Source organism: Aeromonas sp. 62-46 (assembly GCF_001898585.1).
GTDB lineage: Bacteria > Pseudomonadota > Gammaproteobacteria > Enterobacterales > Aeromonadaceae > Aeromonas > Aeromonas caviae.
The window spans coordinates 139,896-165,975 of the sequence record NZ_MKUI01000050.1; the positions used below are offsets into that span (position 1 = coordinate 139,896).

Genomic DNA, 26,080 nt, shown 5'->3' on the forward strand with positions numbered 1-26,080 from the left:
GTTACTCATAAAACTCCGAATCTTCGGATTCGCCAAAACCCGATCCCCAGAAATAGGGATCTTCTGCTTCCCGTTCCAGCGACCCCATGGCGGCACCGACCAGCAGCGCCGCGTTGGCAACTTGAATATCTTCCGGCACCCGTTGCCCGTCGGTGATGTAACTGATGGGCAGGGCGTTTTGAATGCACACGTTGATCACTTCACCCAGATTCAGGCTCTCGTCGAGCTTGGTCAGAATGCAGCCGGAGAGCGGAATGCGCCGGAAGTGATCCACCGCCTCCTGCATCACACGTCGCTGGGAGGTGGCCGACATGACCAGATAACTGCGGATACGCACCTTGGCATTCTTCACCAGGGTGTCGAGCTGTTCGGTCAGGCGGATATCCCGCTGCCCCACCCCGGCGGTGTCGATGAGCACCAGCCGGCGATGGCGGAACTGATAGAGGGCACTGGCCAGCTCTTCGGCGTCCCGCACCTGACGCACCGGGCAACCCATGATGCGACCATAGGTCTGCAGCTGTTCGTGGGCCCCGATCCGGTAGTTGTCCGTGGTAATGAGCGCCACCTGCTCGGCGCCATACTTCATGGCAAAGCGGGCCGCCAGCTTGGCGATGGTGGTGGTCTTGCCCACCCCGGTCGGTCCGAGCAGGGCCACCGCCCCTCCCTGACGCAGGATCTCGTCCTCGCTGATCTTGAGCTGGGCCGTCAGCACCTCGGCCAGCTGGGCCATGGCCTGATGGATCGGCATGTCTTCGGGGATGAGGCCCGCCAGCTGATCGGCGAAGGCGTCGTCGAACCCCATCTTCTTGAGTTCCTTGATGAGCAGGGCGCGCATGGGTTCGCGGCGCTCCACCTCCTGCCACATCAGGCCGGAGATCTGGTGCTCCAGCAACTTGCGGATGCTGGCCATCTCCTTGCGCATCCCCTCCATCTCCTGATCCCGCTGGGCGGACTGAGCCTGGCGCGGGGCGGCGGCAGGACGGGCCTTGGGCTTGGCGGGCTCGGGAGCGGCGCCCCACTGGCCCTGTTCGGCCAGGGTTCTGGGAGCACTGGCCGCGCCCGCCAGTCCGGCGGACTGGGTGCCGGCAGCGCCATTGGCGGGCCAGGAGGCCGAGGCTGGCTGACCGTTGCCCGCTCCGCTGCCAGACCATGATCCCGGGGCGGCATTGCCACCCGCCGGGTTGGCCGGATTGAGCTTCTGCTGGCGTGCCAGCAGGGCCGCCAGGGTATCGGCGTAGTATTCGTTCTGTTCCTTGGGTGGCGCCGACCTCGTCATCTGTTTGCCCGCAGACGAGATATTGACGCTCTCTTCATTCAACTGACGGCGAACCGGCGCGTCTTTGGGCCCCGGTACCTGGGATTGATAATCGACGGCCGCGACTATCTCCACCCCACCGGTGACCTTTTTGTTGGACATGATGACGGCATCGGGTCCGAGAGTCTCCTTGACCTCGGCCAGCGCCGTGCGCATGTCTTTGGCAAAAAACCGCTTAATCTTCACCCGTCATCTCCGCTAACTAGCCCTGTCCCACCGCACTGACGATGCGGATCTGCTTGTCGTCAGGCACTTCCTGATAGGACAGCACGCGTAATCCAGGAATGGCATTCTTGACAAATTTCGCCAGGGTATTGCGCAATATCCCCGATGTCAGAAGCACGGCCGGCTGGCCTTCCAGTTCTTGTCGTTGAGTGGCTTCCACCAGGGAGCGTTGCATCCGCTCCGCCAGTCCCGGTTCGATACCGGCGCCATCTCCCCCACCTGCTTGCAGGGATTGATGCAATATACGTTCCAGTTCTGGTGACAAGGTGATCACCGGCAGCTCGGGCTCGGGGCCGGCAATCTCCTGCACAATCAATCTGCGCAGGGCTATCCGGCAGGCTGCGGTCAGCACTTCCGGGTCCGGGCTGCGGGGCGCATATTCCACGAGGGTCTGCAGGATAGTGCGCATATCGCGAATTGGCACGCCTTCATTGAGCAAATTCTGCAATACCTTCACCAGGTTGCCCATGCTTATCACCTCGGGAACCAGTCCTTCCACCAGCTTGCTCTGATGCTTCCCTATCATGTCGAGCAGTTGTTGCACCTCGTCATGACCCAGCAGCAGCGCCGCATGGTTGGAGAGGATCTGGCTCAGGTGGGTAGCCACCACGGTGGCCGCATCGACCACGGTGTAGCCAAGGGTCTGGGCCTGGGAGACCTGCTCCTTGGCGACCCAGACCGCCTCCAGCCCGAACGCCGGATCCTGGGTAGCGATACCGTGGATCTGGCCGAACACCTGCCCCGGGTTGATGGCCATCTCCTTGTCGTGATAGACGGTGGCTTCCCCCGTGCTCACGCCCATCAGGGTGATGCGGTACTGGTTGGGGGCAAGATCCAGGTTGTCGCGAATGTGGACGGCAGGCACCAGAAAGCCCAGCTCCTGGGAGAGCTTCTTGCGCACCCCCTTGATCCGGTTGAGCAGCTCGCCCCCCTGATTCTTGTCCACCAGAGGTATCAGCTGATAACCCACCTCCAGGCCGATGATGTCCACCGGCATGACATCGTCCCAGCTGAGATCCTTCTGCTCCACCGGGGCATCCCCCTGGGCCGGCATGAGTTCGCCGCTCGCCGCCTTCGCCTTGTTCTGCTTCTCGCGGCGCAGCAGCCACCAGGCGCCCGCCGCCGCCACCGCCCCCAGGCTCAGGAAAGCCAGGTGCGGCATGCCGGGCACGCTGCCCATCATCAGCAGGATGCCGGCGGAGATCACCAGCGCCTTGGGATTTTCGAACAGTTGGCCGAGTACCGCTGTCCCCATGTCCTGGTCGGTATTCTGACGGGTGACGATGATGGCTGCGGCAATGGAGAGCAGGAGCGAGGGGATCTGGGCGACCAGACCGTCACCGATGGCGAGCAGGGTATAGACCTGGGCCGCTTCGCCGAAGGTGAGCTGGTGCTGCATCATGCCGATGATGAAGCCGCCGATGATGTTGATGAAGAGGATCATGATGCCGGCGATGGCATCCCCCTTCACGAATTTGGAGGCACCGTCCATGGAGCCGTAGAAGTCCGCTTCCTGAGTCACGTCCTGACGGCGCTTCTTGGCCTCTTCCTGGTTGATGAGACCGGCGTTCAGGTCCGCATCGATGGCCATCTGCTTGCCGGGCATGGCGTCAAGGGTGAAGCGGGCGCTCACCTCGGAGATCCGGCCCGCACCCTTGGTGACCACCACGAAGTTGATGATCACCAGGATCATGAAGACGATGATGCCCACGGCATAGTTGCCGCCGATCACCACGTTGCCGAACGCCTCGATCACATGGCCTGCCGCCGCGCTGCCGTTGTGGCCTTCCAGCAACACCACCCGGGTGGAGGCGACGTTGAGGGCGAGCCGCAGCAGGGTGGCAATCAGCAAGACGGTGGGGAAGGCGGCAAATTCCAGGGGGCGGCGGGTATAGACCGCCACCAGCAGCACCACGATGGAGAGGGCGATATTGAAGGAAAAGAGGATATCCAGCATCAGGGGCGGAATGGGGAGTACCACCATCCCCAGAGAGGCCAATACCAGCAGCGGCGTCCCTACCCCTCTGCTGAGCAGCCACTTGTACTCTTTGAAACGGCCCAGTCCCGCTTTGAATCCCATCGTGCTTCTCAATAATAAACTGCCAATAGCGGATTAAAGCAAATATCAAGCCAAGGATTCAATATATTGATTTATAAGGTTTTTATTTTCACGCTGTCAGAAGTCCGTCGTTGGCGTCACGGGGAATGGTGACAGGAGGGAAGCTACCTTCACCAAGCAGGCCAAAGGCCAGCCCAGGCCATGGGGCGAGGCGTCGCGCCTCGACAGGGAGATTGCGGCCTTGTTTGCGACACAAGGGAGAGATCGGATGGTGGCCGCTTTATTTGCGAAACACGGGGCACAAGGGAGAGCACCCGGGATCAGGCTGCCACCACTGCGTTATTTGCGAAACTCGGGTGGAATGGGCAGATCCTTGGCGATGGGGGTCGGGCGCCGGCCGCGGCCACGGCGGAACTTCTTGAGCTGATAGACATAGGCCAGCACCTGGGCGACGGCGGCGAAGAGCCCCTCCGGGATCTCCTGGCCAATCTCGGTGGCGTGGTAAAGGGCCCGGGTGAGCGGCGGGGAGGACATGACGGGGATGTCGTATTCGCGCCCGATCTCCCGGATCTTCATCGCCACCTCGTCGACCCCCTTGGCCAGTACCTTGGGCGCCGCCCCCGGCTTGCCCGCATCGTATTTGAGCGCCACCGAGTAGTGGGTCGGGTTGGTGATGATCACATCGGCCTTGGGGACATCCCCCATCATGCGGCGCATGGCCATCTGCATCTGCAACTGGCGTATCCGCCCCTTGACCTCGGGCTTGCCTTCGCTGTCCTTGAACTCGTCCTTGATCTCCTGCTTGGTCATCTTGAGCTGGCGATTGTGGTTCCAGCTCTGGAACGGCACATCGATGGCGACAATGGGGATCAGGGCGCAGCAGAGGATGATCAGCATCCAGAGCAGCAGGTCCAGGGCATCGACGATGCCGCCGGGAAAGCCCTCAAGAGAGAGATTCAGCAGATGGTTGAACTGGCTTGACAGCATCCACCAGGCGAACAGACTGATAAACACCACTTTTGCGATGGATTTGACAAGTTCCACCAGGGATTGCACCCCGAACATCCTTTTGATGCCGCTCAGGGGGCTCAGCTTGCTCCACTTGGGCAGCATGGCCTCGGAGGAGAAATTCATCCCGCCGAGCAGGGTGTTGCCGACGAAGGCGGCGATGATCACCAGCATGAACAGCAGCCCCAGAGGCTGGATCAGCTCCCCCAGCAGGGCAGGCACCATGGCCCCCATGGCATTGGGGTCGAACGCCTGATCCCGGTCCAGGGTAAAGCCCATGGTGAGTACCTTGATCATGGCCCCTGCCAGACTCTCCTTGATCATCAGGAGGCCGAACACGGTCGCCAGCAGGACGCTGGCGGTACCCAGCTCCTTGGAACGTGCAATCTGCCCTTTTTCCCGGGCTTGTTGCAGTCGTTTGCCCGTGGGTTGTTCTGTGCGTTCCTGATCGGTATCAGCCATGCTGGCCTCCTGCCGGCATCAGCCGACTGGCGGCCCGCCAGACTGGCAGCAAAAGGGCCGCAACCGGGAGGGCCTCAGTCATGCTGGCCCCCGAAGCACTGGACGTTGATGAGCTCGCAGCTGGTCTCCTGCACCCGCTCCCAGAGCGCGTCGAAGTGCCCCATGAAGCCACCTATGGTGAGCCAGAGGATGAACAGGCCCGACATCATGCTGACCGCAAAGCCGATGCTGAAGATGTTGAGCTGGGGGGCCGCACGGGTCATCACCCCGAACGCGAAGTTGATCAGCAGCAGGGCGATGATGGCCGAAAGCGCCATCACCAGAGAAGCCTGATACATGACCCCGAGAAAGCTCACCAGGCTGCGGATGGCAGGCAGGGTGAGCCCGCTGTCAGATACCGGCAGGGTTTCGAAACTCAGCACCACCATGCGCAGCATCAGCAGGTGGCCGTCCACCGCGAGAAACACCAGGGTCGCCAGCATCAGGTAGAACTGGCCCACCACGGGAGCCGACTGGCCGTTCATGGGATCCACCAGGGTGGCAAAGCCCAGGCTGGTCTGCATGGCGATGACCTGACCCGCCATCACGAAGGTCTCCAGCAGGAACTGGGTCATGAGGCCGAGCGCGATGCCGATGAGCAGTTGCTGCCCCAGCACCAGGAAGCTGCCGAGAGAGAAGAGCTCGATCTTCGGCATCGGGGGCAGCAGGGGGGCGATGATGAGGGTGATCGCCAGCGCCAGGCCGATGCGGATATGGGCCGGGGCGAGCCGGCTGCCAAAGACCGCCATCACCATCAGGAGACTGCTCACCCGGGCCAGGGGCCAGAGGATGGAGGAGAGCCACTCCATGATGAGCGCCGTGGTGTAGGTCATGACAGCAACACTCCCGGCACGGGCAGGCCAACGGGAGGACGCAGGCCCCGGTCTGCCTCGGCCAGAGCGAAAGGGTGGCCCTTGGCTGGCATCAGCCCACCACCTCGGGGATCTGGCTCACCATCAGCTGGAAGAAGTCCATCAGACTCTGCAATCCCCAGTGAGCCCCCGCCCCCAAGGCCAGCAGGGTGACCACCAGACGGGGCAGGAAGCTCAAAGTCTGTTCGTTGATGGAGGTGGCGGCCTGGAAGATGGCGACCACCAACCCCACCATCAGGCTCGGCAAGATCACGGCACACACCATGATGGTCACCAGCCAAAGCGCCTCGCGAAAGACGTCGACGAAGGTTTCAGGACTCATTGCTCGCTCCTTGTGATGGGTTTGCCCAGGGCCGCATCCTCCCGGCCTCCTCCTTCGAGAGGAAGAGAGGCCTCGCGCCCTCCCCGAGTGAAGGGGAAAGCCGGGGGAGGGTCTGCCCTCCCCTAACCACCCGAGCCCAGCCCGAAGCTGGTGGCCAGGGAGCCCAGAATGAGGTTCCAGCCATCCACCATGACGAACAGCATCAGCTTGAACGGCAGGGAGACCAGCATGGGGGAGAGCATCATCATCCCCATGGCCATCAGGATACTGGCGACCACCAGATCGATGACCAGGAAGGGCAGAAACAGCATGAAGCCTATCTGGAAGGCGGTCTTGAGCTCGCTGGTGACAAAGGCCGGGATCAGCACCCGCAGCGGCACGTCCGCAGGCTCGGCCACCTGCACGTTCGCTATCTCCATGAAAGTATTGAGATCCTTGACCCGGGTCTGGGCCAGCATGAACTGGTGAATGGGCAGCTCCGCCTTCTCCAGGGCCTCCTTGGCCCCGATGGTCTCGGCCAGATAGGGCTGCAGCGCCTCGTTGTTGATGCGATCCAGCACCGGCGACATGATGAAAAACGACATGAAGAGGGCGATGCCGATCAGCACCTGGTTGGAGGGGCTCTGCTGCAGACCGATGGCCTGGCGCAGGATGCCGAGCACCACGATGATCCGGGTGAAGGAGGTCATCATGATCACCATGGCCGGCAGGAAGGAGAGCGCGGTCATCAACGCCAGCACCTGCAGGGTCAGGCTGTACTCCTGACTGCCATCCGCCATGGTCTTGACGGTGAGTGCCGACATGCCGTCCTGGGCCATCGCCAGAGGCGAGAGCACCAGGGAGAGCAGTGCCAGCCACCGGGTCCAGTTAACGTTTTTCATGCTTGCCCATCAGTTTGCCCAGTTGCTCGGAGAACGCCTGAGGCTGGCTCTCGTCCAGCGGCTCCTCCAGGCGATAGAGGAAGTTGACCTGCTGCGGCGTCACCCCGACCAGCAGTTGCTGGCCGCCCACCTTGACCACCATCAGCTTCTCCTTGTAGCCAAGGGGCAGGGTGGCGATGATCTTCATATGGCCCCCTCCCATCACCTGGGAAAGCTTGCTCTTCTTGAGCAGGAAGCCGAGCACCAGGATGAGGCCGATCACCATCAGGCTGGAGAGCAGCCAGGAGGTGAGGCTGGGGGGATTCGCCCCTACCCCCGGGTTGGCCAGGGCAGGCAGGGAAAACAGCCACAACGGGAGCACACGGATCATTTGAGCTTCTTGATCCTTTCAATCTGGCTGATGACGTCGGTAAGGCGGATACCGAACTTGTCATTCACCACCACCACCTCGCCGTGGGCGATCAGGGTGCCGTTGACCAGCACGTCCAGGGGTTCACCCGCCACCCGATCCAGCTCCACCACCGAGCCCTGGTTCAGTTGCAGCAGGTTGCGAATGCTGATCTGGCTGCGGCCCACTTCCATGGCGATGGTCACCGGGATGTCCAGAATGGTGTCCAGCTTGCGCCGCTCTTCGGCGCTGATAGGGGCTTCGTCCTTCAACTCCTCCAGGGGGGCAGGCTTGGCTTCGGCCGTGACCTGCTCCTCCAGTGCGGCCGCCCAGGCGTCAGCCATCAAATCCTGCTCGTCATCGGTTCCGCTCATCTTCAATTCCTCAGTGTTGCAACACCTCCCCTGGGGGAGGATCAATCAGGGTGTTTGTCAGAGATGCTTCGTTCGAGCTCTTCCAGCTCGGCTTCGCCATCAATGCGCACGCCCCCGCGGGTCACCAGATGCATCTCTGTCTTGACCCCGTCAGGGCGCTTGATTTTGTCGGTGATCTTGAGCGCCACGTTCTCCTTGGTGCGCCCCATCTTGGCGTGGAAGGTGGGCAGATCCTCCACAAAGACCAGCAGGTTCTCCGGCATCTCCACCGGGATGATGTCCCCGGGTCTGAGCTCCATCAGCTCACGCAAGGAGAGCTCGGTCTCCAGCAGCTTGGCCTTGAGCTCCACCTTGACGTCCATGATCTCGTCGCGCAGGGCCTTGCTCCAGCGCACGTCGGTATCCCCCTTGTCGCTCTGCACCCCCGCATCCAGCAGTTCGCGGATGGGTTCCAGCATGGAGTAGGGCATGGCCACGTGGAAGTCGCCGCCACCGCCGTCCAGCTCGATGTGGAAGGAGCTCACCACGATCACCTCGGTGGGGCTGACGATGTTCGCCATGGCCGGGTTCACTTCGGAGTCGAGGTATTCAAAGCCCACGTCCATCACCGGCGCCCAGGCATCCTTGTAGTCCTCGAACACCAGCTTGAGCAGCATCTGGATGATGCGCCGCTCGGTGGGGGTGAATTCCCGCCCCTCGATCTTGGCGTGGTAGCGGCCATCACCGCCAAAGAAGTTCTCCACCAGGATGAAGACGAGCCGCGCCTCCATGGTGATGAGCGCCGTCCCCTTGAGGGGGCGGAAACGCACCATGTTCAGGCTGGTGGGCACAAACAGGGTGTGGACATATTCGCCGAACTTGAGCATCTGCACGCCGTTGATGGAGACCTCGGCGGTGCGCCGCATCATGTTGAACAGGCTGATGCGCATGTGGCGGGCAAACCGTTCGTTCACCAGCTCCAGGGTCGGCATGCGGCCGCGGACGATGCGGTCCTGGGAGGAGAAGTCGAACTGGGCGATACCAGGATCCCCGGCTGCTCCCAGCTCCTCCTCCTCGACATCGTCGACGCCGTGCAGCAGGGCATCAATCTCGTCCTGACTTAACAGATCGCTCACGCTTCACCTTTCATTGCATGACAAAGCCGGTAAACAGCACTTGTTCGATTACGGGAGAAGAGACCAGGTCGTTCAGCACCCGGCGGCACTCTTCCAGCGAATCCTAACGCAGCTTCTCCTTGCCCTCGAAGGTCATCAGCTGTTCGGCGGTCGCCGAGCTGAAGACCCGCAGCAAGGTGCCTTCGATCAGGGGAATGTTCTGTTTGGCCAGGGTTTCGTCGGCGGTGCCGCGCACCATCAGCTGGATCTTGATCTGCACCAGCCGATCCCGCTGGCCTCCCGCCACGTTGAACACGAAGGGACGGGGCATGCCCACATAGAGCGAGGGCTGGGGCGTGTTCGCCTCCGGCTTGGCCTCGCTCTTTTCGGCAGCGGGCTCATCCCCACCGACGAGCATGAACCAGGCGCCGGCGCCGCCCCCGCCAAGGAGCACGACGGCCAGGGCGACTATCATGATCAGCTTCTTTTTCTTGCCTGCCGCCGGATCCTTCAGCGTCAGTTCGTTATCGTCTGCCATCCCTTGTCCACCCTAGTCTCAAACTTGTTCGGTATCATAAACTTACTTAAGAATGCATCAAGCATAGAAATCGATTCCGGCATCGTTTGCCGATTCCACCAGCAGCGTGAGGTTGCGAGCGCTCCCCTCGGCCTCTCTGCCATCGCTGCCGCCGCCATTTCCCCCCTGTCGCCCCTGGTCACCGAAACCGGACTGACCCTGGGAGGATGACTGCCCCTGCTGCTGGAAGGCTTGCTGCTGCGCCTGTTGTTGCACCACGGTCTGGCCGAGCTGGATCCCCTGCCCTGCCAGCATGTCGCGCAGGCGCGGCATGGCCTGCTCCAGCATCTCACGGGTCTGGCCATGCTGCACCACGAAGTGCACGCTGGCCTGGCTGGAGGCATCCATCTGGATTTGGATCTTCATCTTGCCAAGCCCCAGGGGGTCTAGCTGGATCTCCGCCTGTTGCAGCTTGTCCGCCAGCATCAGGTTCACCTTGTGGTGCAACTGCTCGGGGGCCTCAGGGGTCGCCAGCTTGAGGTGGGGCAGGCTCTGGGGCTCCCGTCTGACGGTCGACTCGGCCAGCGGTCGGTTCTCGCCGACCTGGCTCTGTGCCTGATGCAAAGGCTGGCTCCCCTCGGCGGGTTCACTGCCCTTGACCTCCATCCCCGACTGTTTTCCCAGCTCATCGAGCCGGGACTTGTCCACCGCGGGCTTCACCGACACGGCAGCGCCGGCGGCCACCACGGGGGCGCTCTCCATCTGGTCCAGGCCCGCCGAGAGGGCCGTCAGGGGGGCCTGTGCCCCCTGGGATTCATGACGAGCCAGGATCTGCGGCGCCACCTGCACGGGGGCCGGGTCTTCCGTCGTCACGGGCTGGCTGCTCCCTGCATTCACCGCAGGCTCGGCCCCTGCACGGGCTCCCTGCCCGCTCGCAGCCTCGGCCTGTCTGGCCTCACCGGCGACAGGGGCGTCCTTCTCTGCCCCTGCCGCCGTCGCGGGCGGGGCGGACTCCGGTGTGGCCGCAGGGGCCGGCCCCTGCGCCACCGTCCGGATCACGCCATCGCCATAGGCGCTGGCGGCACGGGAAGTGGTTGTCCCCTGTCCGGCCGACGCCAGGGGATCGGTCACCTGTGCCTCTTGCGATGAGTCAGCCCGGGTGACAGTGGGAGCCTGGGCGTTTTCTCCTGCCACTACTTTGGCGAGCAGGGCGGCACGCTCCTGACCCGAGAGAGGGGGCTCACCCCCCTTGGCATCCGGCTCCGCTCCCTTGCCAGCCATGGGCTGGCGGGTCACCCCGCCCTGGTCGGCCACGGCGGTGTCATCGGCCAAGGGGGGCTCTTCCGCCCCCAGCGGCAGAGCACCCTGACCGCTTGGCACGGCGCTGGCGCCTTGGGCCGCACCGGGAGCAGCCTTCGTTTTGTTCCCTTCATGCTGACGCTCTGGCGTCATCTGCGGCAGGGAGGCGCTCCCCTCTGCCGCCTCCACGCTCTCTGCCAACCCCACGTCCTCTGCCATTCCCACCCCCTCTGCCATCCCAGGCGCAGCGGCGCCAGGCGGCAAGGGGTTGCCGTCCACAGGCGCCGCCGCCTCACCGGCCATGGCGGGCGATGTCGGGGGCACCACCAGGCTCACATCCTGGCGCAGGGAGGCTTGCAACTGTTGCAGGAAGTCGTCGGGAGGCAGCTCGCCCTCGTCGTCCGCCCCCTTCAAGGAAGACGCGGACTCGGTGGCGGGCTCGTCAGACGCCAAAGATTTGGCAGCCGGGGCAAGCCCCTCCCGGGCGCCCTCGGCGGGGCCCGGGAGTGGTGGATTGCCCTGGCTGGCTGGCGCCTTGCCCATCAGCTGGGCCATGGCCATGGCTTGCGAGAAGGCGGCCTTGCCCTCGCCTGACGGCTGCACGCCCCCTTCGCCCCCGACGGTGGGAGCCAGCAGGGTGGCGCTGCCATCGGCAGAAGGCGCCTGGGGGAGAGTGCTAATCAAGGGGGTCTGTATCATGCTGGGATCCCTGACGACGATTCGGTGACGGCCGCACGTGCGGTCATGGCTTGGCCCATCGGCCTCGCATGACCGGAAGAAAGCAAATTACAGGCCAGATTGGTGATAACGACGCAGGATGGCGTAGTCATCCAGCATCTTCTGCTCCTGGCGCTGGGCCTTCTGGCGCACCTTGTCCGCCTTCTTCTCCAGCAGCAGCTCGACCGCCTTGCGCCGCTGCTGGGCTTCGAGCCACTGGGTGCGGCACTCGGCCAGTGCCTCGCGCACCTGCAACACCCCTTGGTACTGCTGGGTCGCCGCGTTTTCGAGCTTGTTGATGAAGGCGTGATACTGGCTGTTCTGCTGGGGGCTGATCCCCTGCAGACCGCGCTCCGTCCACTGCTGGTGGTAGATCTGGCGGTACTGGTTGAGGGCGTTTTGCTGATCCATGAACAGCTTGAGATCCTGCTGGGCCTTGGCCAGCGCCATGGCGGCCTGCTGTTCGGCCTCCTCCAGCCGACTCGCCAGCAACGTCAATCCTTTACTCATAAGGGCTCTCCACCGGTCAACGCATCAGGGGCATGGCCACCAGTTGCAGGGATTGCAGGCCTTCATCGTAGTGAATGACCTCGCGCATTTTCTGCTGCAAGAACTGATCCAGATAGGGTTTCTGGATGATGGCCCGGTCGATGCGCGGATCCGATCCCTGACTGTAGGCGCCGATGGTGATGAGGTCCCGGTTCTGCTGGTAGAGGGAGTAGAACTGCTTGAAGGTGCGCGCCAGCTCCATATGCTCCGGTGAGGTCACCATGGGCATGACCCGGCTGATGGATTTTTCGATGTCGATGGCCGGATAGTGGCCCGCATCCGCCAGCTCCCGCGCCAGCACGATGTGGCCGTCAAGGATGGCCCGGGCCGCGTCGGCGATGGGATCCTGCAGATCGTCCCCCTCCGTCAGCACGGTGAAAAAGGCGGTGATGGAGCCCTGGCCGTCGCTGCCGTTGCCGGCCCGCTCCACCAGCGCCGGCAATTTGGCAAACACCGAGGGGGGATAGCCCTTGGTGGCCGGCGGCTCCCCCACCGCCAGTGCAATTTCCCGCTGTGCCTGGGCGTAGCGGGTGAGGGAGTCCATCAGCAGCAGCACGTTGAGCCCCTGCTCGCGGAAATACTCGGCGATGGCGAGCGCCGTCTCGCACCCCTTGAGGCGCATCAGCGGCGAGGCATCGGCAGGGGCGGCCACCACCACGGCGCGCTCGCGCCCCTCGGCGCCGAGGATCTCCTCGATGAACTCCTTCACCTCCCGGCCCCGCTCGCCGATGAGGCCCACCACGACGACATCCGCCACCGAGCCCCGGGTCATCATGCCAAGCAGCACGGATTTACCGACACCGGAGCCGGCGAACAGCCCCATGCGCTGACCCCGGCCCACGGTGAGCACGGCATTGATGGCCCGTACCCCCACGTCCATGGGTTGATGGATGGGGCGACGGGCCAGGGGATTGATACGGTGCTGGGCGAACTGCACCGTCTGGGACGAGAGGATGGGACCGAGCCCGTCCAGGGGCTGGCCGATGCCGTCGATGACCCGGCCAAGCAGACTCATGCCCACCGGAATGCCGTGATCTTCGGTGACGGGCACCACCCGGGCGCCGGGAATGACCCCCTTGAGCTGCTCGCTCGGCATCAAGAACAGGCGATCCCCGGCAAACCCCACCACCTCAGCCTCCAGGGCCCCATCCTGGGTATCGATGCGGCACAGGGAGCCGATGGCGGCGCGGCAGCCAATGGCTTCCAGGGTCAACCCCACCACCCGGGTGAGCTTGCCTGCCACGGGTGGTATGGGGGCCTGCTCGCGAACCCGGTAGCCTTTAAGCCGATCAAGAAGGGGTGCCGTCATGTCGCCTCCGAAGATGGGTGCCTGATGATGCCGTCAGCAGGGCGCTGCACGACGGGTTCGAACCGGGCCATGGCTCAGCTCGCGTTGTCACGCAGGAAGTTGCGCAGCAGCTGATCGATGCGCCCGGAGAGGGTGAGATCGATGCTGGAAAGCTCGGTGGCCAGTTGCAGATCGCCGGGGGAGAAGGTGGGCTCGCTTTGCAGCCGCCAGTGGCGCCTGGCGCACTCCTCGGCGCCAAAGGCGGCCTCTACCCGGATCACATCCTCCGGGTGCAGCATCAGGGTGACCCCCTGCTCGGCGGCAGGGAGCAGGGCCAACCCCTGCTTGAGGGCCTCCAGCAGCAGCGTGGGGGAGGTTTGCGCCTCATGGCGGATGAGGGCGCGGGCGAGCTGTTGCACCAGGGCGATGAGCTGCTGCTCCACCGCCTCGTCCATCTCGCCAAGGGGAGTGGCCAGGCGTGAGACCAGGGCTTGCCAGCGGGCTATCTCCAGCTCCACCTGCTCCCGCCCCATGGCGAGTCCCTCTTCCCTGCCCTGCTCCAGCCCGGCCTGGTGGCCCTGCTGCAAGCCTTCGAGCTTGCCCTCTTCCAGCCCCTTGGCAAAACCGGCCTCGCGCCCATCGCGCATCCCCTCTTCCCAGGCGGCCTGACGAATCGCCTCCACCTCTTCGGCGGTAATGCTGGGGGCGGGTTCTTCGGGTTGTTCTTCCGGCAGGGCCGCATCGGCCTGCTCCTGACGATACCAGTCAGGAGCCAGCCCCAGGGCATTGGTCTCGACCTCGGCTTCGGTCTCCATCTCTGGCCAGCCCCAGGTCTCAATCTGCGCCGTGTCGGACTCGGGCCTCAGATAGCCGCGCAGTTTGCTGTTCTTGTCATTCATGTGCCGAAGAGACTCCTATCGAGGGCCGGGTACAGGGGCCGACATCATCGCACATTCCATGGCCCATGGCTTAGAGGAACTCTTCGCCACCACCCGCCCCCAGCATGATCTCGCCCGCATCCGCCAGGCGGCGCGCGGTGGAGAGGATCTCCTTCTGGGCGGCCTCCACCTCGGAGACCCGGATCGGCCCCATGGCCTCGAGGTCGTCCGCCAGCATCTCGGCGGCCCGCTTGGACATGTTCTTGAATACTTTTTCCCGCATCTGGTCGTCCGACCCCTTGAGGGCCCGTTGCAGCAGATCCCCGGGCACTTCCCGCAACAGGGTCTGGATGCCCCGATCGTCCACGTCGATGAGGTTTTCGAACACGAACATCAGATCCTGGATCTGCTGGCTCATCTCCTCGTCCGACTCTCGGATGGAATCCATCAGCTGCCCTTCGATGTTGGTATCCAGGTAGTTCATGATGTTGGCCGCCGCCTTCAGGCCGCCCATCTTGGCCGCCTGGGCATCGGCCGCACCGGCGAACTGTTTCTCCATGATGTCGTTGAGCTCCTGCAGCGCCGCCGGTTGCACCTCTTCGAGGTTGGCGATGCGCATCACCAGATCCAGGCGCACCTGCTCCGGGAACTGGCTCAGGATCTCGGCGGACTGCTCCGGCTCCAGATAGGAGAGGACGATGGTCTGGATCTGCGGGTGCTCGTTCTGGATGATGCTGGCCACCTGGCGGGCATCCATCCACTTGAGGGAGTCGAGGCCGCGGGCGCCTGAGCCCAGGATGATCTGATCCACCAGGTTGCTGGCCTTGTCCTCCCCGAGCGCCGCCACCAGGGCCTTGCGCACGAAGTCTTCACTGCCGATGCCGATATTGGTGTACTTCTGGATGTCGTCGATAAATTGACGATGCACCGCCGCCACCCGATCGTGGCTGAAATCCGACATGGAGGCCATGGACATGCCGAGCCGCTGCACCTGCTTGGGCTCGAGGTGGCGGAAGATCTGGGCCGCGTCCTCCTCGTTGAGGCTCAGCATCAGTACCGCCGCCATCTCCATGCCCCCCATCTGATCCAGGATCAAACGCTGGCTTTCGGTGATGTCGTTGCCGGTGACCTGGCTTTTATTCTCTTCAGGCATCTTTGGTTACCCATTCTTTGATGACCTGGGCGGCCAGGTCAGGTTCGTTCGCTACCAGGGCGCGCACGGCCTTGAGCAGATCCTCGTCACGGTGCAGGTCAGGCAGCTTGAGCTGACCATCCCGCAGACCGAATACCGGTTCGGCCTCGGCCTGGGCGGCCAGCAGGCTCAGTTCGTCGTCGCCACCCAGCACGGTGTGGTTGTCGAAGTCCAGCTCCCCTTCCGGCTTGGCGTCCGGGTAGAGCAGGCGCTTGAGCATGGGCCGCACCACGGTGACGATGAGCACTATGATGACCAGCACGGAGGCGGCGATGCGCACCGCGCGCCAGAACCAGGGCTGCTCGTAGAGAGGAATGTCGGCAACGGTCTCGAGTTCCGGGCGGTTGAACGGAATGGCGACCACCTCCAGGGTATCCCCCCGGGTCACGTCAAAACCCAGACCGCCGCTCAGCAGACGGCGCAGGGTATCGAGTTCGGCCTGGCTGCGGGCTTCCCGGGTCACGGCACCGTCGGCGCCGGGGATGGCCTTGTAATCCACCGCCACCGACACCGTCATGCGGCGAATGCCGCCCTGCTGGCGCCGGATGTGGCTGACGGTGGTGTCCAGTTCGAAGTTGCGGGTCGCTTCCTTGCGGGAACGGCCGGAAGAGGCGGTTCCTTCCCCGCCGGCGGCCTGCTCGGGAATGTTGGACGCAGCGGGCGGCTGGTTGGAGAGGGCGCCGGGTACCCCGCCGTTGCTGCCGCTGGCGCTGTTCTCTTCCATGGTCATTTCGGAGCGCACCGCCGGCAGGTCCGGGTTGTAGGTCTTGCGGGTCTGCTCCTGCTGGGAGAAGTCGAGGGAGAGATCCACCTCCGCCGTATAGTTGTCGGCCCCCAGCACCGGGATCAGGATGGCGTCAATTTTTTGTTTGTATTCGAGCTCCTGCTTCTGCTGCATCGCAAACTCCTTGCGGGTCTGGGCAGAGAGGGGATCCTGGGAGCCGGAGTTGAGCAGGCGACCGTTCTGGTCGGTCACGGTGACGCGGGTCGGCTCCAGACCGTGAACGGCGGAGGCGACCATGTCGACGATGGAGTCCACCTCACCCTGGCCCAGGGCGTTGCCCTTGAGGCTCAGGACCACGGTGGCGCTGGGCTTGCGTTCGTTGCGGGCGAACACGTTGTCTTTCGGGATGGCCAGCAGCACCTGGGCCTTGGCGACGTTCTGGAACTGCTCGATGGCGCTCGCCAGCTGACGCTCGCGGCTCAGTTTCAGGCGCTCGCTCTCCATGCGCTGGCTGACGCCGAAGCTGGAGTCCTTGAGCAGGATGGCTTCGCCGTCGTTGCTGGCGTCGCTGTTGTTGGCCAGACCAGCGCGGGTCAGGCGCAACCGGATGTCCGCATAGTTTTCGGCACTGACCAGCACGCTCTTGCCATCCACCTGATAGGGGATCTTCTGCTGATCCAGGTAATCCAGGGTGGAGACCAGCTCCTGGGTGGTGAAGGTGCCAAGGGGACGCATCTCCGGCTCCTTGCCCCACAAGAGGATGAAGACGGCGATGGCCAGACAGATGGTCAGCCCCAGGATCAGGGTGATCTGGCGCAACACATCGGTGTTGGACAGGAAGCCCAGCGCCGAGCTCTTCTGCTCGTGCTCGTCGAGGGCGGCCGCCCCCTCGTTGTTGATCAGCAGATCGCCGTTTTGATCAGTTGCCACGGTTTATGTCCTTGTTGCTGACATCTTCATGATGCTCGGTCGTCATGGGCCCGAGTTACACCGGCATGTTCATGATGGTCTTGTAGGCATCGACCATCTTGTTGCGCACCTGCACCGTCGCCTCGAAGGCGATGGAGGATTTCTGGCCGGCGATCATCACCTGGGAGAGATCCACCGACTTGTCGCCGAGATCGAAGCGGGTACGCAGATCGTTGGCGGTGCCCTGCAACTCGTTGACGTTGTCCAGGGCCTGTTGCAGCATCTGGCCGAAATCCGAGCTGACTGGACGACCGGGCTGGGTCAACGGCGTGGCACCGGCTTCCACCTTGAGGGCCTGCATCTCTTGCATCAGGCTGCTTGCGCTAATTTCCATCTTCCCTTCCCAGACAAATCATTGACACTGACTGGCTTGAAGCAATAAAGGTGCCAACCAGAGCGAGATCTCGAGATCAGGGATAAAAGCGGGGCGCGATCAGGCCGACGGGCACCGGCCATCCGGGGATCAGGTCGCAGATCCGGGGGATCGCCCAGCAGCAGCCGCAGGTAGATGCTCTGCTTGTCCCACTCCCGGCGCTGGGCAGCCATCCGATCCTGCTCGGCCTCATGGGTCATCTTGCTCTCCTGGTCGCCGGACTCTGTGCGGCGCCCATGAAAAAGAGGGCCTTGGGCCCTCTTTTTACTGCAAATCCCGACAAGTAAACAGGGTGCATCTCTAGCCATCCATGAAATGCCGGGACAGATTGGCAGGGATCACTTGTTCAGGTCATCATCCAGCCAGTACTTGGAGCCCGAGATGTTGGCGTCAAGCAACAGTCCCTTCTCGCCAATCTGGTAGATGGCCATGCCGCCATTGTATTTGGCGGTGAGCTCGGCGCTCTCCTTGCCCGCCACGGCGCCCACCTCGGAGGTGGCTTCCCACCCCTTGCTGACGAAGGCATCGAACCTCGCCTTGTCTTCGAACAGGATCACCTGCTGGTAGAACTTGCCGCCGATCCCGGCCGCAAGACCGGCACCGAACATCTTCATGTAGGTGTGCTTGCCACTGGTGCGATTGACGGCGACCCCGGCCCCCTGATTGGTGTGGATCATCAGGGAGAACTTGCGCGAGTCGAACACCGCATAGCCATAAGCCTTGTCAAACAGCAACTTGGCCGAGGGCTGCTCGTTGAACAGCCGCACCAGGGCGGTATCGGCCATGGTATCGAGGGCGGTTCTCGCCTCCTCCGGGGTCTTGGGCTCGAGCATGGTGTCGAGCTTCTTGTCGGCGGCGGTCAGCCACTCCTTGCCGGTGGCCGCGCTCTCTGCCGTCCAGGCCCCCGCCTTGTTGTAGGCCTCGGCCCCCCAGCTGGACACCGACTCCCAGGTCTCCTTGGAGAAATCGGTGATCCCCTTCCACGCCTCCTTGCTGGTATCGCTCACCGCGGTACCGAGTTCGGAGGCGGCCTCCTTCAGCTTTGCCCAGTCGGCCAGACCGGGGGTTGAGGCCAGCGCCAGTGCCGTGGCTATCACCAGGAATCGAATCTTCATTGTTTCCACCCTCTGTGATGAGTCGAAGGTCACAGTAGCAGATCTGGCGCCTGCCCGTTAAGGGCATCCCCCCGGCGCGGGTCAGACGCTGACGCGCAGGGGCTCAACGAAGCCGTTTACCCTGACCGTCCACCACCTGCTCGCCATCCTCCTTGGCAAACGCCCCTTGCTGCGGGTCAGGCAGGATATCGAGCACCACCTCCGACGGGCGGCACAGTCGGGTGCCGAGGGGGGTGACCACGATGGGCCGGTTGATGAGGATGGGGTGGACCAGCATGGCATCGATCAGTTCGTCATCGCTGAAGCGATCTTCTGCCAGCCCCAGTGCTTCGTAGGGGGGCACGTTCTTTCGCAGCAGATCGCGCACCGGCAGGCCCATGGCGGCGATCAGGGCCACCAGCTCGTCGCGGGAGGGGGGTGTCTCCAGATAGTGAATGATGGTGGGCTCCACACCGCTGTTCCGAATCAGCGCGAGGGTGTTGCGGGAGGTGCCGCACTCTGGATTGTGATAGAGGGTGATTGCACTCATTTGCCTGTCTCTCATGACTCAAGTGAATAGAAATGGGTTAGTGGCCATCCGTTAGCGCCTTAGTCCCGCCTCGTACCAGGGTTTGCTGGCGTTGACCACCCGCACCACCAGCAGCATGACCGGCACCTCGATGAGCACCCCGACCACGGTGGCGAGCGCCGCGCCCGAATGAAAGCCGAACAGGCTGATGGCGGCGGCCACCGCCAGCTCGAAGAAGTTGGAGGCCCCGATCAGGGCGGAAGGGCAGGCCACCGAGTGCTTCTCCCCCACCTTGCGGTTGAGCCAGTAGGCGAGCCCGGAGTTGAACAGCACCTGGATCAGGATGGGCACCGCCAGGAGGGCGATGACCAGCGGCTGCTCGATGATGGCGTTGCCCTGGAAGGCGAACAGCAGCACCAGGGTGAGCAGCAGGGCCGCCACCGACCAGGGCTGGATGCGGGTCATGATGCCGTCAAAATGGGCCTGCCCCTTTCTCAGCAAGGCCTTGCGCAGCAGCTGGGCGAGGATGACAGGGATGACGATGTAGAGCACCACCGAGGTGAGCAGGGTATCCCAGGGCACGACTATGCTGGAGACCCCGAGCAGCAGCGCCACCAGCGGGGCAAAGGCAAACACCATGATGAGGTCGTTCACCGCCACCTGCGACAGGGTGAAGTAGGGATCGCCGTTGGTGAGGCGACTCCAGACAAACACCATGGCGGTGCAGGGGGCCGCCGCCAGCAGGATGAGGCCCGCCACGTAGCTGTCCAGCTGATCCGCCGGCAGCCAGTCGGCAAACAGCACGCGGATGAAGAGCCAGCCGAGGAAGGCCATGGAGAAGGGCTTGACCAGCCAGTTGATGAAGAGGGTGACCCCGATTCCCTTGAGGTGCCCCTTCACCTGGTGCAGGGCGCCAAAGTCGATCTTGAGCAGCATGGGGATGATCATCACCCAGATAAACAGCCCCACCGGCAGGTTGACCCTGGCCACCTCCATGGCGCCGATGGCCTTGAAGAGACTCGGCAACCCCTGCCCCAGACCAATGCCCACCAGGATGCAGAGGGCGACCCAGGCGGTCAGATAACGTTCAAAAAAGCCGATGGCAGGGGCTGCCTTGGCCTCACAGTTTGCAGACATGATGACTCCCGGTGCGATCCACGCTCGCACCCCAGGTTGAATAGATGAATGGCACGGCACATGGGCATAGACAGCCCGGCATGGCCCGTTACGACTCGCCGCAGCAGGGCGACGACGCCTCGGTGCGGGAAGCGCTGCCGGGCCCGGCGGGCAGCAGGCCGCACGCCTCGGGATGACCGGCGCAGCACTCCTCGGTGAGGTAGGCGATCACCCCCAGCATCAGGGGGATGTTGGCGCGATAGCGCAGAAAACGCCCCTCCTGCTCCACCGACAGCAACCCGGCGTTGAGCATCCCCTTGAGGTGAAACGAGAGGGTATTGGGGGCGATGTCGAGCTCGCTGGCCAGCTCCCCCGCGACCCGCCCCTCCAGCCCGGCCTTGACCAGCAGCCGCCACACCTCGAGCCGGATGCCGGAAGCCAGCGATTCAAAGACCTTGGTGGCCGTCTCTTTGTTCATGGGTCTCCCCCTTGGATGCTTTATTTCAACTATACAAGAATTATTGAAATGATCAAAACACCACCACCGAGCCGGCATCGCGACGGGACGGGCCGCCAGAGGCGCCGCCCCGGCCATGTCGTGCCCGCCAGCGGCCTCATGCCAGTCATACGGCTAATATGTGGCCTCTCTATATAAGGCACTCTTATGACCGTACCCCGGACAATCCCCCCGTTGGCCGCCCCGCCCACCGCAGCGCCCTGCCCCGCCGCAAAGCCGCAATGCCGCAGAACAACCCCCGGCGCCGGATGCACCAAAAGGCGATGAAACGAGAAATGGCCCCAGGCCCCGCCATCAGATGACGGGGCCTGGGGAATCCGGGAGAAACCGGGGAGGAGAGAGAGGCGCAATCAGGTGATCACGGGATCCCGATATTGCCGGTGGATGGCACAAAACGCCTCCCGGCTTTGCAGCGCCGCCGCGACGCAGACAGGGTCGAACTGGCTGCCGGCATGGGTCTTGAGGTATTCAAAAGCCGTTTCGAGGGGCCAGGCCTGCTTGTAGGGTCGCTCGCTGGTAAGGGCGTCAAACACATCCGCCACCGCAACGATGCGGGCTTCCAGGGGGATCGCCTCCCCCGCCAGTCCTTCCGGGTAGCCCTGACCGTCGAAACGCTCATGGTGGTAGGCGATGATGTTCTCCAGCATGTCGGTGTGATGGATGCCGTCCAGGCCGAACTCGCGGATCATCAGGGCGATCATCTCCCGCCCCTTGAAGGGGTGGGTCTTCATCACCCCGTACTCCTCGGCCGTGAGCTTGCCCGGCTTGAGCAGGATGGCGTCGGGCACCGCAATCTTGCCGATATCGTGCAGCTCGGAGAAGAGGTGAATGAACTCCACCTCCTCGTCACTCAAGGGGTAATGGGCCGCCACCTCCCGGGCGATGAGCCGCGAATAGGCCGACATGCGGTGCAGGTGATTGGCGGTCTCCTCGTCCCGGTAGCGGCTGAACTCCCGCACCGTGGTCAGGGCCCCGTTCAGGGTCTGGATGGAGAAGAACTCCACCGCGATGATGGCCGCCAGGATCTGGGCATAGGCCGCCAGCTCACCGCAAATGGCGCCATCGAAGTAACCGGGCTCTTTGGCATCGCAAAACAGAAAGCCGAACAAGCGACTGTTGAGCAGCAGCGGCTCGGTATAGCTCGACGCGTACCCGGCCGCCAGCACTTTGCGGCTGTGCTCGGAGGGGGAGCCCAGCAGGGAATCCAGGGTGTCGAGCACCCTGGGCTGCTGGTGCTCGGCCAGGTAGCGCAGGGAAGGCACCTCGCTCAGCCTGACCTCGTACTGCAACAGCGGCGAGCCCCCGTCCGTGCTGTGGGCAAAGGTCTTGAGCTGGTCCGTCTGCGGGTCGTAGATGGCGATCGCCACCCGGCTCAACTTGTCAAACCGCTGCCTGAGGGTGGCGTGCACATTCTGCACTTTCTCACCAAATGAACTCTCCATCCCGCACATCCTTCTGATAGGCCTGTTGGGAGTATAGTGACACCCGTTTTGCCCCTCCTGCCAAATGGTGACGGCGCACAGGGATCGTGATCCCGCCCGCACTGGCGACGGCCCCCTCCCTGCCCGTGGTCATGTCACGCCCGCCCCACCCCGCTTCCCCGGGCAAAGAGATTGTTCGCTTCCGACGTGTCGGCTGTATAGTTTTTGGTTAGCCATTCCGGTAAAATCCGCGCCCTTGAATAAGAGCCACCTAAGAGTGATTGAGCGATGTCCAACACAAAACAGGCCCCCAAAGTAGGATTCGTCTCCTTGGGTTGCCCCAAAAACCTGGTCGATTCCGAACGCATCCTGACCCAGCTGCGTACCGAAGGGTACGACGTGGTGCCCAGCTATGACGATGCGGAGCTGGTGGTGGTCAACACCTGCGGCTTCATCGACAGCGCGGTGCAGGAGTCCCTGGAAGCCATCGGTGAAGCCCTGGCCGAGAACGGCAAGGTGATCGTCACCGGCTGCCTGGGTGCCAAAGAGAACCAGATCCGCGAGATCCACCCCAAGGTGCTCGAGATCACCGGTCCCCACGCCTATGAAGAGGTGCTGGGCCACGTCCACAAATACGTGGAAAAACCCACCCACAACCCCTTCACCAGCCTGGTGCCGGCCCACGGCGTCAAGCTGACACCGCGCCACTACGCCTATCTCAAGATTTCCGAAGGCTGCAACCACCGCTGCACCTTCTGCATCATCCCCTCCATGCGCGGGGATCTGGTGAGCCGCCCCATCGGCGAAGTGCTGGCCGAGGCCAAGCGCCTGAAAGAGGCTGGCGTGAAGGAGATCCTGGTGATCTCCCAGGACACCTCCGCCTACGGCGTGGACGTCAAGCACCGCACCGGTTTTTACGACGGCATGCCGGTCAAGACCAGCATGGTGGCCCTGTGCGAAGAGCTGGCCAAGCTCGGCATGTGGGTGCGCCTGCACTACGTCTACCCGTACCCGCACGTGGATGACGTCATCCCCCTGATGCGCGACGGCAAGATCCTCCCCTACCTCGACATCCCGCTGCAGCACGCCAGCCCGCGCATCCTCAAATTGATGAAGCGCCCCGGCTCCGTCGAGCGCACCCTGGAGCGCATCCAGAAGTGGCGCGAGATCTGCCCCGAGATCACCCTGCGCTCCACCTTCATCGTCGGCTTCCCCGGCGAGACCGAAGAAGAGTTCCAGATGCTGCTGGACTTCATCGACAAGGCGGAACTGGACAGGGTTGGCTGCTTCAAATACAGCCCGGTCGAGGGTGCCAAGGCCAACGAGCTGCCGGATCCGGTGCCGGCCGAGGTGCAGGAAGAACGCTTCCAGCGCTTCATGGAGCTGCAACAGCAGGTCTCCATCCGCAAGCTGGCCCGTAAAGTGGGCAAAGAGATGCTGGTGCTGATCGACGAGGTGGACGAAGAGGGTGCCACCGGCCGCTCCGCCGCCGATGCCCCCGAGATCGACGGCCTGGTCTACCTGAATGGTGAAACCGGCCTCAAGCCCGGCGACATGGTCAAGGTCCGCATCGACGAAGCGGACGAGTACGACCTCTGGGCCAGCCTGGTGGAATAATCACGCCACTCCCCCTCAAAGCCAGTCGGTCTCACCGACTGGCTTTTTTAATGTCCGCCGCCCGTCAGGCTCTTGCATGCCCCCCTGTCATCCCCTGTCCCGCCCCTCGTCACCGATTTCCCTCTCCTTACTCTTTTCGCACGCGCCCGTGAACCAGCGCACACTTCTCTCCTGCCACATGAGTCGCTTGTTTCCTGCGCAAAAATAAGCCGTGTCAACGGGGAAAAAACGAGCACGATCCAGCTCACATTATCGTTGTAACAGGGAGTGGCAAGGTGACTTTTTACTTTGTGAGAATTAATGCAACTTTATAATTTAAAAGGATTTAAAATGCATTTTGACGATAATGACGTGCGCCGTGCAATTTTTACGATATCGACGAAATGAAGAGTTGTTGTTTTCCTGTTAATTCTGCTTTTCTAAGGGCGTTGGACGACACAACTACAAGGGTGCAAAACCTGACCAACAGCGAGGGCCGGTATCCAAGCATGCGATGTCGGTGCTCCATTCCAAAACCATGGAAGACCAATAAGAAAGGAAAAAATATGCTTGCCAAAGTATCCAAAATCGCAACCTCAGTCATGCTGGGAACTCTGCTCGCCGGTGCCACCGGCACAGCCATGGCCGCCGACAACAAGACGGTGCTGACCCTGGTTGCCCAGCAGGAAACCGCATGGGTCAAGAACTTCAACCCCTTCCTGCAAGCGGGTCTGCTCCACACCACCCGTCACTTCATCTATGAGCCGCTGGTGATCTTCAACGATATGCAGGGTGGCAAACCCGTCTATCGTCTGGCCACCCACTACGCCTTCAGCGATGATCTGAAATCCGTCACCTTCGACCTGCGCGAAGGGGTCAAGTGGTCCGATGGTGAAGCCTTCACCGCCGACGACATCCTCTTCTCCTTCAACCTGGTCAAGGCCAACAAGGCGCTGGACGAGCGCTCCATCTGGACCCAGATCAAGGGTGTCGAGAAGCTGGGTGACCACAAGGTCAAATTCGACCTGGCCGAGATCAACACCAACGTGGTGAACGACCTGGTGCTGGTGCCCATCGTGCCGGAGCATCAGTGGAAGTCGGTGAAAGACCCGGTGGCCTTCACCAACGACAAGCCGGTCGGGACCGGTCCCTTCACCGAAGTGGACAACTTCTCCGCCCAGCTCTACACCCAGTGCCGCAACCCGCACTACTGGGACAACGCCAGCCTCTCCATCGACTGCCTGCGCATGCCGCAGATGGCCACCAACGACCAGGTACTGGCCGCCGTGATGAAGGGTGACGTGGATTGGTTCGGCTCCTTCGTGCCGGACATCGAGCGTCTCTACGTCGGCAACGATCCCAAGAACAACAAGTACTGGTTCCCCGCCTCCGGCACAGTGGCGTTCAACGTCAACTTCCAGAGCAAGAACCCGGGCAACCACGAAGCCTTCAACGACATCAACTTCCGCCGCGCCTTCTCCATGGCCATGGACCGCCAGTCCATGGTGGACATCGCGGGCTACGGCTACCCCACCGTCAACGAGTACCCGTCAGGGCTTGGCAAGGCATTCGCCTCCTGGGACAACCCGGACGTCGAGAAGAAGTACGGCAAGTACAACAAGTTCGACCTGGAAGGGGCCAAGGCCCTGCTGAAACAGGCGGGCTACAAGGACTGTGACGGCGACAAGTTCCTCGACACCCCGAGCTGCAAGAAGATCGAGTTCAAGGTGCTGGTACCGAACGGCTGGACCGACTGGGTCAACACAGTCCAGATCGGGGTCGAAGGCCTGCAGGCCCTGGGCCTGAACGCCAAGACCGCCACCCCGGAAGCCACCGTCTGGACCGAGTCCCTGATCACCGGTGACTTCGACGTCGCCCTGCAGGGTTACTTTGCCGGTGCCAACCCGCACAAGTACTTCGAGACCGCTTTCCACTCCCGCAACATGGGTGAGCGCGGCAACCGCTTCGCGGCGCCCCGCTACAAGGATCCCGAGCTCGACAAGCTGATCGACGACTTCACCCAGACCGCCGATGCGGCCAAGCAGAAGGAGATCATGTTCGCCATCCAGGAGCGTGTCGGGGCCAACCAGACCATCATCCCGGTGTTCAACAACCCGACCTGGTACGAATACAGCACCAAGCGCTTCAATGGCTGGTTCAGTGCCGACAACCCGGTCGCCAAGCCGCAGGTTCACCCGGACACTCCGGAGCGTCTGCTGCACGTGCTGTCACTCAAGCCAAACAGCTAATCACCCCGGCCCC

The 26,080-nt window shown here is 62.9% G+C and carries 24 protein-coding genes and 1 pseudogene; 2 read left to right on the forward strand and 23 right to left on the reverse strand.

What is annotated here, in order from left to right; all coding sequences use genetic code 11:
* Position 1: 1 nt before the first annotated feature.
* The 23 genes and pseudogenes from flhF to BGO64_RS16170 all read right to left on the reverse strand — a co-directional run bounded on the left by flhF (position 2) and on the right by BGO64_RS16170 (position 22,243).
* Positions 2-1,501: a flagellar biosynthesis GTPase FlhF gene (gene flhF / locus BGO64_RS16060; RefSeq protein WP_201956072.1), complete on the reverse strand. Its 1,500-nt coding sequence runs from the start codon at positions 1,499-1,501 to the stop codon at positions 2-4.
* Positions 1,502-1,517: 16 nt separating this feature from the next.
* Positions 1,518-3,620 carry a flagellar biosynthesis protein FlhA gene (gene flhA, locus BGO64_RS16065; RefSeq protein WP_010673930.1) on the reverse strand — a complete coding sequence of 701 codons (2,103 nt, stop codon included), beginning with the start codon at positions 3,618-3,620 and terminating at the stop codon, positions 1,518-1,520.
* Positions 3,621-3,938: 318 nt separating this feature from the next.
* Positions 3,939-5,069 carry a flagellar biosynthesis protein FlhB gene (gene flhB / locus BGO64_RS16070; RefSeq protein WP_041212629.1) on the reverse strand — a complete coding sequence of 377 codons (1,131 nt, stop codon included), beginning with the start codon at positions 5,067-5,069 and terminating at the stop codon, positions 3,939-3,941.
* A 74-nt stretch (positions 5,070-5,143) separates the two neighbouring features.
* Positions 5,144-5,941 carry a flagellar biosynthetic protein FliR gene (gene fliR / locus BGO64_RS16075; RefSeq protein WP_010673928.1) on the reverse strand — a complete coding sequence of 266 codons (798 nt, stop codon included), beginning with the start codon at positions 5,939-5,941 and terminating at the stop codon, positions 5,144-5,146.
* Between the two features lie 91 nt (positions 5,942-6,032).
* The gene (gene fliQ, locus BGO64_RS16080) at positions 6,033-6,302 is read right to left on the reverse strand and encodes a flagellar biosynthesis protein FliQ (RefSeq protein WP_010673927.1); all 270 of its coding nucleotides are present in this window, start codon (positions 6,300-6,302) and stop codon (positions 6,033-6,035) included.
* A 122-nt stretch (positions 6,303-6,424) separates the two neighbouring features.
* Positions 6,425-7,183 (reverse strand): flagellar type III secretion system pore protein FliP, encoded by a 759-nt coding sequence (fliP, locus tag BGO64_RS16085; protein ID WP_010673926.1) that lies wholly within the window; start codon positions 7,181-7,183, stop codon positions 6,425-6,427.
* Positions 7,170-7,553, reverse strand: a complete 384-nt coding sequence (fliO, locus tag BGO64_RS16090; RefSeq protein WP_202044012.1) for a flagellar biosynthetic protein FliO — start codon at positions 7,551-7,553, stop codon at positions 7,170-7,172. The genes fliP and fliO overlap by 14 nt, the downstream gene beginning before the upstream one ends.
* Entirely contained in the window at positions 7,550-7,945 is a 396-nt protein-coding gene (gene fliN / locus BGO64_RS16095) for a flagellar motor switch protein FliN (protein ID WP_010673924.1), read from the reverse strand. Before fliN ends, fliO begins: the two co-directional genes overlap by 4 nt.
* 41 nt (positions 7,946-7,986) lie before the next feature.
* Positions 7,987-9,060 (reverse strand): flagellar motor switch protein FliM, encoded by a 1,074-nt coding sequence (gene fliM, locus BGO64_RS16100; RefSeq protein ID WP_010673923.1) that lies wholly within the window; start codon positions 9,058-9,060, stop codon positions 7,987-7,989.
* 10 nt (positions 9,061-9,070) lie between these two features.
* Positions 9,071-9,577, reverse strand: a pseudogene (fliL, locus tag BGO64_RS16105) (flagellar basal body-associated protein FliL).
* A 57-nt stretch (positions 9,578-9,634) separates the two neighbouring features.
* Positions 9,635-11,554 (reverse strand): flagellar hook-length control protein FliK, encoded by a 1,920-nt coding sequence (locus tag BGO64_RS16110; RefSeq protein ID WP_286701011.1) that lies wholly within the window; start codon positions 11,552-11,554, stop codon positions 9,635-9,637.
* Positions 11,555-11,641: 87 nt separating this feature from the next.
* The gene (gene fliJ, locus BGO64_RS16115; protein WP_039039911.1) at positions 11,642-12,082 is read right to left on the reverse strand and encodes a flagellar export protein FliJ; all 441 of its coding nucleotides are present in this window, start codon (positions 12,080-12,082) and stop codon (positions 11,642-11,644) included.
* A gap of 16 nt (positions 12,083-12,098) precedes the next feature.
* Positions 12,099-13,430, reverse strand: coding sequence for a flagellar protein export ATPase FliI (gene fliI, locus BGO64_RS16120; RefSeq protein ID WP_029314163.1), 1,332 nt, complete (start codon positions 13,428-13,430; stop codon positions 12,099-12,101).
* 74 nt (positions 13,431-13,504) lie between these two features.
* The gene (gene fliH, locus BGO64_RS16125; protein ID WP_139736710.1) at positions 13,505-14,308 is read right to left on the reverse strand and encodes a flagellar assembly protein FliH; all 804 of its coding nucleotides are present in this window, start codon (positions 14,306-14,308) and stop codon (positions 13,505-13,507) included.
* A gap of 70 nt (positions 14,309-14,378) precedes the next feature.
* Entirely contained in the window at positions 14,379-15,440 is a 1,062-nt protein-coding gene (gene fliG, locus BGO64_RS16130) for a flagellar motor switch protein FliG (RefSeq protein ID WP_286701012.1), read from the reverse strand.
* Positions 15,433-17,133 (reverse strand): flagellar basal-body MS-ring/collar protein FliF, encoded by a 1,701-nt coding sequence (gene fliF, locus BGO64_RS16135; protein WP_041212623.1) that lies wholly within the window; start codon positions 17,131-17,133, stop codon positions 15,433-15,435. The genes fliG and fliF overlap by 8 nt, the downstream gene beginning before the upstream one ends.
* A gap of 55 nt (positions 17,134-17,188) precedes the next feature.
* The gene (gene fliE, locus BGO64_RS16140; protein ID WP_029314161.1) at positions 17,189-17,506 is read right to left on the reverse strand and encodes a flagellar hook-basal body complex protein FliE; all 318 of its coding nucleotides are present in this window, start codon (positions 17,504-17,506) and stop codon (positions 17,189-17,191) included.
* The gene (locus BGO64_RS16145) at positions 17,482-17,745 is read right to left on the reverse strand and encodes a hypothetical protein (protein ID WP_286701013.1); all 264 of its coding nucleotides are present in this window, start codon (positions 17,743-17,745) and stop codon (positions 17,482-17,484) included. Before BGO64_RS16145 ends, fliE begins: the two co-directional genes overlap by 25 nt.
* Positions 17,746-17,883: 138 nt before the next feature.
* Positions 17,884-18,660: a beta cell expansion factor BefA gene (gene befA, locus BGO64_RS16150; RefSeq protein ID WP_041212621.1), complete on the reverse strand. Its 777-nt coding sequence runs from the start codon at positions 18,658-18,660 to the stop codon at positions 17,884-17,886.
* 103 nt (positions 18,661-18,763) lie between these two features.
* Complete coding sequence (gene arsC / locus BGO64_RS16155) at positions 18,764-19,189, reverse strand: glutaredoxin-dependent arsenate reductase (RefSeq protein ID WP_286701014.1); 426 nt, start codon at positions 19,187-19,189, stop codon at positions 18,764-18,766.
* 51 nt (positions 19,190-19,240) lie between these two features.
* On the reverse strand, positions 19,241-20,305 hold the full coding sequence (gene arsB, locus BGO64_RS16160) for an ACR3 family arsenite efflux transporter (protein WP_286701015.1): 1,065 nt from the start codon (positions 20,303-20,305) through the stop codon (positions 19,241-19,243).
* Positions 20,306-20,393: 88 nt separating this feature from the next.
* Positions 20,394-20,762 carry an ArsR/SmtB family transcription factor gene (locus BGO64_RS16165; protein WP_286701016.1) on the reverse strand — a complete coding sequence of 123 codons (369 nt, stop codon included), beginning with the start codon at positions 20,760-20,762 and terminating at the stop codon, positions 20,394-20,396.
* A 389-nt stretch (positions 20,763-21,151) separates the two neighbouring features.
* Entirely contained in the window at positions 21,152-22,243 is a 1,092-nt protein-coding gene (locus tag BGO64_RS16170; RefSeq protein ID WP_045525198.1) for an HD-GYP domain-containing protein, read from the reverse strand.
* A 267-nt stretch (positions 22,244-22,510) separates the two neighbouring features.
* Between BGO64_RS16170 and rimO the strand changes: the two genes are divergently transcribed.
* Together rimO and BGO64_RS16180 are read left to right on the forward strand one after the other, a co-directional pair.
* Complete coding sequence (gene rimO / locus BGO64_RS16175) at positions 22,511-23,839, forward strand: 30S ribosomal protein S12 methylthiotransferase RimO (protein ID WP_041215595.1); 1,329 nt, start codon at positions 22,511-22,513, stop codon at positions 23,837-23,839.
* Between the two features lie 545 nt (positions 23,840-24,384).
* Entirely contained in the window at positions 24,385-26,067 is a 1,683-nt protein-coding gene (locus BGO64_RS16180; RefSeq protein ID WP_010673906.1) for an ABC transporter substrate-binding protein, read from the forward strand.
* Positions 26,068-26,080: the final 13 nt, after the last annotated feature.